The following is an 11422-nucleotide window of genomic DNA, read 5'->3' as shown; positions in this document are numbered from 1 at the left end:
CTAAGATAATAGTAAATAAAACTTTTTCTTGATTCTTTTTATGATCAAAATTATATGATGTAAATTTCTCTAAAATAAAATTAAACAAAATTTTAATCAAAAAAATTAAGATTAGCATGGCAAAAAATATAGAAAATATAGCTATTATTATATTTGTTTGTGACCATTGAATATTATAAAAATGCTTAATTTCTATCAATATTAGAAAAATGATCCCAATTAATAGAGAAAAGCTAATAAAAAACACTGGTTTTGAATTCATAATACCAACCTCTCAAAATCAGATATACTACTTAATACATTTTCCTTTGCTTAATCAAAGGGTGTAAAGTTTGGGGTAAGTGCTTTGCGGATGTATGCTATATATCCCCTTACTTTAGTTTCCTTACAAATTCAGCTAAAAATTTTCCTAAAAGTAGAATGCTGTCATACCCTACTAAAAAGGTTAATTATTATACTTAATTGTCTTTTCTATTTGTTCTTTTGTAATTTCCATTAAGCCATACCATGTTGGTGGTGGAATTAAAACTCTTTGTTCTTTTCCAACTGAATAATGAATTGATGGTCTCAACACTGTAACAGCATAAGGTGATTTGTGAAAATCTACATTAATTGGGACTTCATCTTCTTTTTGTTCATTTGGAGCTATAATAATTGGTTCAACATTGAATACTTGTTCATCATTCAATACGGCGTCAAATTTGTTTACAAGTATTTTTTTGCTACTGTTATTTTGTATACTATACAAGTAATTATTTATTTCACCTCTAATAACGGGATAACTATTTCCTTCTACTAGAGAATTATCAGTAGTCCCTTGAACAACATTTATCCCTAAAGCTCCAACATCATATTTTTTTAATCCACTTTTAGTTAGTATGTTTAATTCACTTATTCCTGTTTTACCTTCAGAATTACCGACAATATTAAGCCCTAAAGTTTTCACATGATACTTTCCAATTTTGGCATCTCCATTTACTCCAAAACTTTCAATACTTATTGCATCTTCATTAGTTAGATAGATGGAATCAATTTTATCAAACAAATCTTTCTGATCACTTGAATAAATGTAAGTAAAATTTAGTGGTGTAACTTCTCCTACTCTAAGACTATATGAACCAATAATCGGAAGAAATGTATTTGATATTGGTTTACTTATAATTTCATTGGTTAGATATGATTTACTTTTCTTATTAAAAAACAATATTGGACCTGTCAATAAACTCAGTAAATAGAATGAGACAATGATAAATAAAATAATAAATAATACTTTTCTAATATTCATATTTCTAACTTAAATATGCTCTCCTAGTTTTTTAGTAAACGTTTACGGAATTAGCTTAACACCTTAAAAGGTAAATTTTACTAAAAAACAGTGTCATTTTTATGAACTATTTCACATTTTTATCTACGGCTGCGTTTACTCCTATTGAAACCACATGAAAATTCAACAACTATGAGCTATTAACATGCATTATACCTATATTTTATTTAATCTTCACAAAGGTACTTTTAAAAGTAAAAATCTGTAACGTTTTACTAAAACATTCACAAAAATTCCACTAAATTTCATTCCGTAGATTACTATAATTGAAAACATTATATAGTACATAAAGAGGTGATCGATTTGATAGATAAGGTTTTCTAATCAATTCAAAATATAGTAATGAAAAATTTTGTTTTCTTTGGTAGATTAGACTAAAAAAGGAGTAATTGAAGATTATGGATGAGAATATTTTTCTAAAGGATGAGAAAGATTTTACTTTTTATAGAATACTATCTATTTCATCTGGGATGCAGTCTTTTTTTCTTATGTTAAATACTCGTTTTATGATGGAAAGTATCGTGAATGTAGTTGTAATATGTTTATTTTTTTTAAGTTACTTAATTATTTTTATAATAATGCCTAAAACTAAACGAAATTATCAATATATTATTTTTAGTTTTTTATTATTTGTATGTATTTCAATATTTGCTATTAAATAAAATAGCGGAGGTCAGCATTGAATAATTTGATGCTAACCTCCGCTACTTTAAATTGTTTCAGTCCAGTAAGATTTTATTAATTTTGTACGCGCTGAATCGCTGTATATATATATTGTGTCTAAGAACTCTTGTTTTTCCAGAGTAATAGTATTGAACAACATCTTTTCCGTATCGATTAGGACCTGGGCCGTATGTTGAAATAATGTGTTGAGCAAAACCAGCAAATGTAGATGACATAGACCCCGGAACAAAAAGACCTGCTAATCCAGCAGCTATTGTACCAGCTAGCTCTTTAGCGGTATGATTTCCTGTAGTGAAATTTATTGTTGTGGCGTATGAAAATTTTGAACTACCTTCTGGAGGAGAGGCAATAGCTCTTGGACTTATATTTATTAAAGAATTTGAATCTATTAAAGGACTAAATGCTAGAATACTATTATCAACTAAGTTTGTCTCATCTATTGTTTGGGATAAAGTATTAGATTCTTGAGCATGAGAAAATTGTTGGAATAATTGTTCCTAAAATTAAAGATGTAGCAATTAAAGTAATTCCTGTTTTGGTGTTCTTTTTCATGATATTTCCTCCAAATACATAAATTGATTGTTTTATTAAAAAACCTACTTCATTATTGTCATCTAGTATTTTCCATAATTCATTTAAACCTTTTCGTAAAATTTAAGGCGTAACTTCTACTACTCCAAGACTAAATGGACCATTAATAGAAAGAAATTTGTTTGATAATGTCATTTTTGTGAATGATTTCACATTTTTATCTATGGTCGCGTTTACCCCTATAGAAACTCCATGTAAATTTAACAATTATGATTCCATTAACATGCATGATTTCTGTATTTTTATATATTCTTCACAAAGGTACTTTTAAAAGTAAAAATTTGTAACGTTTTACTAAAACATTCACAAAAATTCCACTAAATTCATTCACAAGATTACTATAATTAAAAACATTATATATTACATAAAGAGGTGATCGATTTGATAGATAAGGTTTTCTAATCAATTCAAAATATAATAAAGAGGTACCTTAAATGAAAAATATTTTTGTTTTTGCAATCGCTTCACCTATTGTATTTTATCTTTTAACACTAATACTTGTTTTACTAAATTTTGATGAAATAATCTCATTCTCGATTACTCTATCCTTATATTTAGGCGTAATAATTGGACTTTTATACACAATATATAAAAATCTAAAATAAAAATTTCTAACCAGTTTGAAGTGATTAGAAATGAGTGTAAGAGTCGTGCAATTTCAAGGAAGGAACTGTAAGGTAACGGAGAACTATGAATAGAAATCCTAAGAAAAAAAAGAGAAGTCTTTTATTTAAATTAAGTTTAATTCTACTAATTCTAATATCAAGTACAACATGTTATGGCTTCTATCAATATAAAAAAGCAATTCAGATAGGTCAGCAAAACACTAATAAAAAAGCTATAAAATTCAATTCTAAAAAAACACCTAATAAAACTAATATCCTATTACTAGGAGAAGATGCTCGTAAAAAAGGTGAAACCTCTCGAACGGATTCAATTATGATCTTACAATACAATAAAAAACACGAAACGAAGTTAGTTTCAATTATGAGAGATAGTTATGTTCCAATTCCGGGATATGGAAAACACAAGATTAACGCAGCTTATTCTTTCGGAGGGGTTGAGCTTCTACGCCAAACGATCCAACAAAATTTTGGAATTGAAATTGAATATTATGCAATAATTGATTTCAAAGGTTTTGAAGAAATCATTGATGGGATTGCTCCAAACGGAATAACAATTAATGTAGAGAAACCAATGGAGAGTCATATTGGAGTCCGCCTTCAACCAGGAGTTCAACAATTAAATGGAAAAGAACTTTTAGGTTATGCAAGATTTAGACATGATGCTAAAGGTGATTTCGATCGAGTTGTTAGACAACAAAAAGTACTCGAAGCTATTAAATCCCAAGTACTTACTATTAAAGGAATTGCAAGTTTGCCGAAAACGTTGGGGGTTATCCAACCATACATACAAACCAACATGTCTACAATGGACTTATTAAAAATAAGTTCTGATTACATAGTTAAAGGTAAAGACAAAGATGTAGAGACATTGAGAATTCCTATAAACAACACTTTCACACCAAAAAGATATGAAAAAGCAGGTGAAGTATTGGAGTTAGATGCTGAAAAGAACAAAGAGGCTTTGGAGCTGTTTTTTAACTAATAAAGGACGCAAAATGCGTCCTTTCTTTATAAGCTATTATAGAACTGTCTCCAACTTAGTATAACTCAAATTCTTACCAAAAATCCCTTCAACTCAATCTATATAAAAATTAGTATGAAACTATTCTTAAAAACTATTAATTTGAATGAACTTTTAAATGATATGGTACAAAAAAAAGAGGAAGAGACTCTTTTCCTCTTTTTTTAATCATTTAATAAAAATTATCCTCTAATATTTTACCATTTTCTTTTACATAGAATTGGTAGTCTTGTCCTTTTAGATTTACTCGAACAATGCACTTTCCTTCGTCTTTTAGAAAATTATAAAATGGCTTAATTTCCTCAATATTGTTTTGGTTAGCACCTTTAGTTTCAATTATAAAATCTTTAACTTCATTTTTAGTAATTACAGCTTTAACTTTAAAATATGTATAGGGTACTGTAAAAATTATTATGACTATTGATAACTTTATTAATAATTTTTTCATATTTACCTCCACATTTTTATGTTAAATTATTAAATTGATAAATTAATGTTCCTTTAACCTTCACCTTCTTCATACACTAAAGCCACCTTATAAATGGTCTATTGGTAAAAATAAATGATAAATTACTAATACTTTATTATCAAAGCTTATCATATATGGTATATATTTTAGTTAAAAAAATTTTGGATAATTAGTGTTAATTTTAAATAAATAGTTAACAATCTTTTTAAAAAAATATTATATATATCAGTCTCAAAACCAACAAAACCCAATTTCTTCAAAAAAATACCTTAATCTCCTCAACCAAATAATCTAATGTTTCAGGACGAACTTTTTCTTGGTTTGATAAAAACGTAATCGCATTTTTTATCATGAACTTGTTCATCTAAAATTACTCACAGGGTCCCTTCCCTTCTTTGAACCCATTATATCTAGTGTTAGGAATGATTGCAGGTCTCGTTTCACCGAGTAGACAACCGTAATCTCAACTAGACTATTAATAATCATTTATTTTCTACTATTTAACAGTGGCTATATATAACTATTTCCAATAAAATTAAAATATTGTTAGAAAGTATAACTTACAATTAGATATCGGAGGATTATTGTGTCAAATTATAAATCACAACTGAAACGCATCGTCGAAGGATTAAAACATACAGATTCCACTATTCGCCATGATGCAATTTTTGAATTAATTGAACTATCAGAAGTAGATGACCTACAATTTAATTTATTAACTTTAGAATGGTTAGCAAAAGAAGCTGCTTATCCATATCCAACATCATTTAAGGTATGGGATGAACCTAGTTACCATCTAATCAAATTCATCTCACATTTCGAAATACCTGAATTAATAGAGGCCTTAATAAAATATTACCCTGAATATAGTAAGGCTTCTAAAGAAGAAGTATTTCGATACATAACCTTATTTGATGGAGAAGAGCATGAGCAAGCAATCTTAGATTTAATTGAGCAAGATATTCAAAACAAACAAGTTGTCTTACCATTAGATGTGCTATACGACAATCCTGGCATCATTATTAAACTATTAGAAAAACATACTGAACTATTCGAAGTGGAAGAATATAAAACTACTTTTTATCGATTGTTATCATACTGTTTAGATAAAAATTATCTAGACCGCTTCAAAACAAAATACATCGCACCATTGTTATTAGTAGATTATCAAAAGCAAGTAGACGAATTTCTGCCTTATCAAAATGATTATGATATTAAGTTTGTGTATGGCTCATGGAAAGAAACCTATTTACAAATCCGTTCAATTATGGCGATCTATCTATCTTTAATGGAGTATTACTTTAATGATGAAATGACACCTTTTATAAAAGAAGCAATGTCATTTACTGATCCGTTTATTCGAACTAACGCAATTATTGCTGCTCTTCAACGAGACATTAACGTACCTGAAGAACAACTGTTAGACTGTGCAACAAATATAGAATCCACAGAATACTTTTATTCGGAAATACTTAGAATCCGTAAAGAACACTTATTCCCTATTAAAGAGAATAAACAAGCATATTTTGCTAAAAGTCATCTGTTTCTATATATCGTCCAAGAACATGATTTTGTACCTGAAACAATCGAGTTAATCAAACATCTAGATATTGAAAACACATATAACCAACCAATCCGTTATTATTTAGCTTCCGTTTCCTATGATGATCAAGTCATCCCGGCCTGGGTAGGTGCTTATGCTCTTGAGGAAGAAGACGACTCGGTCCAAATGTGGGAAGGAACTTATTTAGAAGATGGACAATTCAATGAAAAATCAATCGTAGAACATGTACAACTATTTATGAACAAAAGAGCGAATGAAAAAGAAGAAGATGCTTCAATTGTATACTACGAAGGCAAGCCAAAACTAAGTAAATGGTTCTACACTTGGTACGTCCTACTAGCTTTTAGAGGATATCAAGCATTCTCTACAAAGGATCCAGTATACATCACTTTAACAACTATATTTGCAGTTTTAATCGTTTCATATCATATCTATAAGACTAGACTATTAAAAAACAAAATCGAAATCGTCGGGAATGTTGTCCGATATTCCGAAAAGGACGATCACTCCCAAATTTTACTAGAAGACATTAAAAAAATCACAATTCAAAAGTCTAACATGAAAACAAGAATGCTTGATCGACGTTCCAAAGTCGTAGCCATTTACAACAAACAAAATAAAGTTGAACTAGAATTCCCATTGGAATGTGTATCTTACGTTGAATTCGCAATTGTTGTAGATGAACTGACTGATCATTTAAAAGAGCAACCACATATTCAGCAGCAATAATTTAAATGAAAATAGAGATGCCGTTATTGGCATCTCTTTTATTTAACCTAATCGAAACTCCATTTTTCTATTTTTTGTCGTCAATCCAATTGACTCATAAAAATGGATTGCTTTTTGATTACTCTCCGAAACTCCCAATTCAACACTATCAACGTTCAATTCTTTCGCGAAATCAATAATATATTGCATGAGTTTTCTTCCAATACCCTTTTTCCTACTCGCATCATCAACACATAAACTATTAAGCAATAAGATTTTCCTTGCATTAACAAATGAGTTTTCAGGTATTTCCTCTTCCTTCAAAACTGCTACACCAAGTATTTTAGTAGCTAAGGTAGCGACAATTATATGTTGTTTATCATCTTTTAGTTGGTTATTAAATTCCTCTTCACCTACTGGAGTAGAGTTCTCTTTGTATAGGTCGGGGCGTTCAAGAACGTGTAAATCGTGAACTTGTCTGAATAATGATATTAATGACTCGTAGTCTTCTTGATTGGCATTTCGAATTGTAATCTCCATGCATTTTCACCTCTTTAGGTTGTTTTAATCTTGCTGTAATTTTCACTCATACACTAAATTAATTATCCTCAATTATTTCCAATATATTAGCTGCCAACATTTGTCTGATCGGTTTAATAAAACTTTTCCCTGCTCCCCAACCAATATCGAAAATTCCATCACCATTACCTGAGGAAATGCACTTAACATACGTAACACCACTAAAGTTATCAATTGTAACGGTCAATGTTGCTGTACTATTGTTTCTAAAAAAGTATTTTTGAAATACTAGGATTACAATTTCTTTTTCTTCAGCAGCTTTATAATCTTGAAAGATCAAATTTGATTGTAAATCTGTGTCCTCTAAAATTAGCTGAGTTGTTTGAGTTGGCTTTATGTTTACAGTGAATTCCGTGTAATGTTTCATATGTTCCTCCTTTGAATGTGATAAATAGGTAGAATTAATTTATTTCGTAACCGCAACTAATTCATCCATTGTAAGTAATGAGTGTAAAATTAATCCTGCTTCGTATAAATTTTCTTTACCATTTTGTTGACGATCAATTACACATAAGACATCTTTTACATTGGCACCAACTTGATTTCTTGTGCTAATTGATCTTTGTTCACTATTAAGTCCCCCTAAAAGTTATCTAGTTCCCAACTAATTTTAACAATAATTTCCTTTAAGTTTCCAAAGTAAATTATCCTATTTAATTGTATTAAATTCCATTTAATCAAAGGGCTCTGTTAATATTTATTGGTATCCTTGTATTGTTTTTGTCATTATACTCTTTGTTACGGCACTAAATTCCTTATGTATCGAACGCACTGCACTAGTTCAATAAGAAAAAATTTATTCGAAGTGTTTAATTAGTTAATGTTTAATTGAATATATATAAGATAAATAATGCATAAGGAGGAAAAGTCTTGTATAATCCTAAGGTGTTCTTCTATTAGTTGCGGTTGGCACTAATGGCAATTGCCATAATCTAAATCCCCGCAGCAGGGAAGGAAATGTTAGATTTAGAAACAGTTTCAAACTGGAAAAATGAACAGAATAAAAACCACAAAAAAATTTATAAAGATCCTCGAAGAGAAAAACTTCTTGAATATCGCAAGGGCTTTAAATCTGTTCATTATAATAAGGAAGTAAAGGAAGTTAGAAAAGACGATTATCGAAAATATCGGAATCGAATGAACCACTTAATCAAAATTGAAAAATACGAACTAATTCACAAATATAAAAAAACTAGTGGTTGGTTGACATGGTAGTAATAAAAGCGCAGATTTACTTCCGGCTTTTTAACTTTTTCATTAAGTATAAGTGATCAATTTAATATTTCTTGTACAACTTGATCGACGATACGTCGGTCTTTTTTTATTAAACAAACAAGGATTTTTGATTTTTATATATATCACTTTAAAAATTCTTAGAGATTTCAACCGTTATAAAGCCCTTCGGAATAAGACCTAAAGGGCTTTTGTTTGTAATTGACCTATCAACATATTTCAAATCTATTAAATGAATCCTTTTTCCACCATTGACTCTGCAATTTGGATTGAATTCCAAGCTGCTCCCTTAAGTAGATTATCCGATACTATCCAAAGGTGGAAACCAAAAGGATGGTCAGGATCTTTTCGGATTCTACCAACAAACGTATCTGTTTTTCCAGCTGCGTATAAAGGCATAGGATAAAGCTGTTCACTTGGTGAATCTTGTAAAGTAACACCTGGTGCCGAATTTAAAACATTTCTAATTTCATCAACTGTTGTTTTTCGTTCTAATTCAATATAAACCGATTCGGAGTGACCAGATACAACTGGCACTCTAACACAGGTGGCAGCCATTTTTAGTTTAGGATCTTCGAATATTTTTTTTGTTTCTTGTATCATTTTTACTTCTTCAAATGTGTAATCATTTTCAGTAAATACATCTACCTGTGGTAGTACATTAAAGGCAATTGGATAATGTTTTTTATCTTTTTTTACAGGCATTATTGAAGCCTCAACTTCTTCACCAGCGAGCAGGGTCATTGATTGGTTTTTTAATTCATTTATGGCATGTATCCCAGTACCTGATACAGCTTGATAGGTTGATACGATAATTCGCTCCAATCCGAATGTTTCGCGGATTGGTTGTAATGCTGTTACCATTTGCAAAGCAGAACAATTAGGAACAGCAATAATTCCTTTATGTTTAGAAAGCGTATGAGAATTCACTTCAGGTACAACAAGAGGGACATCAGCTGACATACGATATTCGCTTGTATTATCAATTACAACTGCACCACTAGCAACTGCGTGGCCAGCTAATTGTTTGGATACGTCTCCTCCTGCGCTAAAAAAAGCAATATCTACTCCCTCGAAGCTGGTTTGCTTTGCTTCTTGAACAGTAATTTCTTTACCTTTAAATGGTATTTTTTTCCCTGCAGATCGAATAGAGGAAAGAAATGAGACTTTTCTTATTTTAAAATTTGTATCTTGTTCAAGTAGACCAATAATTTTCTGTCCTACTGCGCCAGTAGCACCAACAACTGCAATATGATAACTCTTTTCACTCATATTTTTCTCCTCCAATATTGTTAAAAGAAGTTTTATTTTCTTTCATATTCAATTTTAAAGGAATATACTCTATATTAATAATTGAAAGATATGATATAATCGTTCACAAATCATGATACTAAAAGAGGTTTTTATTATGGAAATAAGGCACGTTCGAACTTTCTGCGCTATTGTTAAACATGGTAGTTTCTCAAAAGCAGCTTATGCATTAGATTACGCACAATCAACTGTGACAACACATATTAAGGCGCTGGAGAATGATTTGCAATCTCCTCTTTTTGATCGATTAGGAAAAAAAGTCCTTTTGACAAAGGCAGGACAACACTTTCATCCTTATGCGCTAGAGTTACTCACAATTTACGAAAAAGCACATGAAATACCAAAAGATAGTGACCATCCTGAAGGGACGCTAACAATTACTGCAAATGAATCATTAGCTGTCTATCGGCTACCCCAAATTTTACAAAAGTATAAACAGATAAATCCTAAAGTTAATATTATTCTTGAGACTGCTACAAACGAACAAGCCATTAAGAAGTTGCGAGATGGTGATACAGATATCGCGTTCATTATAGGAGAGTCTATAGAGTACGATGAGTTCATAACGAAAAATTTATTTGATGAGTTGTTTGGATGGATATTAACTCCAGATTTAACTATAAGCAAGGATCCAATTGAACTATTAAGGGATTATCAATTTATATATACAGAGAAAAGTTGTGGTTATAGAGCTATGGTGGATGGGTATTTACGTAAAAGTGGGCAGATTCCTGATAGAACTTTTGAAAGTTCGAGCATAGAGGTAATCAAACAGTCAGTAATATGTGGGTTAGGAATTAGCATTCTTCCTTTTATAGTAGTACAAGAAAGTTTCAACAAAAATCAATTAATTTTTAAGCCAATTGAAACTTCACAAAAAATACAAAGTAGTTTCATCTACCATAAATCAAGGTGGGTATCTCCAGTTCTACGTTCTTTCCTTACCTTATTAGAAAAGTAGAATAGCATTTGAACTAATTTAAAGTAAAAATCAGAAAGGATACCGTGTGTATTCCGAGACAGATATTGCGTGGTTTGAAATCATAAAGTACTACCGTTCCATGAATATGCCAATTCAAGAGTTAAAAAGATTTCCCGAGATGCAAAACGAGGGAGTCTCAAAGGTTACAGCTTTACGAAAATTTATGGAAGCACATCGTTTGAAAGTGGTCGAACAATTGAACGATCTAAATAAGGTGCTTTCACAAGTTGATCATAAAATTAAAGTATTAAAAGAATTTGAAGCATCTGATAATACTAAAACACTTAAGAAGAAATAGAAAAAACGACTGTCTAATAAAAACAGTCGTTA

The 11422-nt window shown here is 30.3% G+C and carries 10 protein-coding genes and 1 pseudogene; 5 read left to right on the top strand and 6 right to left on the bottom strand.

The annotated features are described in order from the left end of the window. Together ACFWM3_RS18665 and ACFWM3_RS18660 are read right to left on the bottom strand one after the other, a co-directional pair. On the bottom strand, positions 1-262 hold a 262-nt coding region (locus tag ACFWM3_RS18665), incomplete at its 3' end, for a hypothetical protein (RefSeq protein ID WP_390312434.1). A gap of 183 nt (positions 263-445) precedes the next feature. After that, complete coding sequence (locus ACFWM3_RS18660) at positions 446-1285, bottom strand: hypothetical protein (RefSeq protein ID WP_390312433.1); 840 nt, start codon at positions 1283-1285, stop codon at positions 446-448. A gap of 2004 nt (positions 1286-3289) precedes the next feature. On the opposite strand from ACFWM3_RS18660, the gene ACFWM3_RS18655 reads away from it, so the two are divergent. Beyond that, entirely contained in the window at positions 3290-4207 is a 918-nt protein-coding gene (locus tag ACFWM3_RS18655) for an LCP family protein (protein WP_390312432.1), read from the top strand. 211 nt (positions 4208-4418) lie between these two features. Here ACFWM3_RS18655 and ACFWM3_RS18650 read toward each other — a convergent pair whose 3' ends face one another. Continuing rightward, positions 4419-4694 carry a hypothetical protein gene (locus ACFWM3_RS18650; protein ID WP_390312431.1) on the bottom strand — a complete coding sequence of 92 codons (276 nt, stop codon included), beginning with the start codon at positions 4692-4694 and terminating at the stop codon, positions 4419-4421. Positions 4695-5301: 607 nt separating this feature from the next. Between ACFWM3_RS18650 and ACFWM3_RS18645 the strand changes: the two genes are divergently transcribed. Continuing rightward, positions 5302-7008, top strand: coding sequence for a hypothetical protein (locus ACFWM3_RS18645; protein ID WP_390312430.1), 1707 nt, complete (start codon positions 5302-5304; stop codon positions 7006-7008). A gap of 42 nt (positions 7009-7050) precedes the next feature. Here ACFWM3_RS18645 and ACFWM3_RS18640 read toward each other — a convergent pair whose 3' ends face one another. Next, positions 7051-7527: a GNAT family N-acetyltransferase gene (locus ACFWM3_RS18640; RefSeq protein WP_390312429.1), complete on the bottom strand. Its 477-nt coding sequence runs from the start codon at positions 7525-7527 to the stop codon at positions 7051-7053. Positions 7528-7585: 58 nt separating this feature from the next. Continuing rightward, the gene (locus ACFWM3_RS18635) at positions 7586-7933 is read right to left on the bottom strand and encodes a DUF6054 family protein (protein ID WP_390312428.1); all 348 of its coding nucleotides are present in this window, start codon (positions 7931-7933) and stop codon (positions 7586-7588) included. Between the two features lie 590 nt (positions 7934-8523). Between ACFWM3_RS18635 and ACFWM3_RS18630 the strand changes: the two genes are divergently transcribed. Then, the gene (locus ACFWM3_RS18630) at positions 8524-8781 is read left to right on the top strand and encodes a hypothetical protein (protein ID WP_390312427.1); all 258 of its coding nucleotides are present in this window, start codon (positions 8524-8526) and stop codon (positions 8779-8781) included. 246 nt (positions 8782-9027) lie between these two features. On the opposite strand, the gene ACFWM3_RS18625 is transcribed toward ACFWM3_RS18630, so the two are convergent. Then, positions 9028-10071 carry an aspartate-semialdehyde dehydrogenase gene (locus tag ACFWM3_RS18625; RefSeq protein ID WP_390312426.1) on the bottom strand — a complete coding sequence of 348 codons (1044 nt, stop codon included), beginning with the start codon at positions 10069-10071 and terminating at the stop codon, positions 9028-9030. Positions 10072-10207: 136 nt separating this feature from the next. Here ACFWM3_RS18625 and ACFWM3_RS18620 point away from each other — a divergent pair, with 136 nt between their 5' ends. Both ACFWM3_RS18620 and ACFWM3_RS18615 read left to right on the top strand, forming a co-directional pair. Then, complete coding sequence (locus tag ACFWM3_RS18620) at positions 10208-11071, top strand: LysR family transcriptional regulator (protein WP_390312425.1); 864 nt, start codon at positions 10208-10210, stop codon at positions 11069-11071. Between the two features lie 37 nt (positions 11072-11108). Continuing rightward, a pseudogene (locus ACFWM3_RS18615) lies at positions 11109-11390 on the top strand (MerR family transcriptional regulator); the annotation flags it as partial. Between the last annotated feature and the right edge of the window lie 32 nt (positions 11391-11422).

Source organism: Gottfriedia sp. NPDC058432 (assembly GCF_042721555.1).
Lineage (GTDB): Bacteria > Bacillota > Bacilli > Bacillales > Bacillaceae_G > Gottfriedia.
Note: the sequence above shows the minus strand (reverse complement) of the source record. Positions and strands in the feature narration are given on the sequence as shown.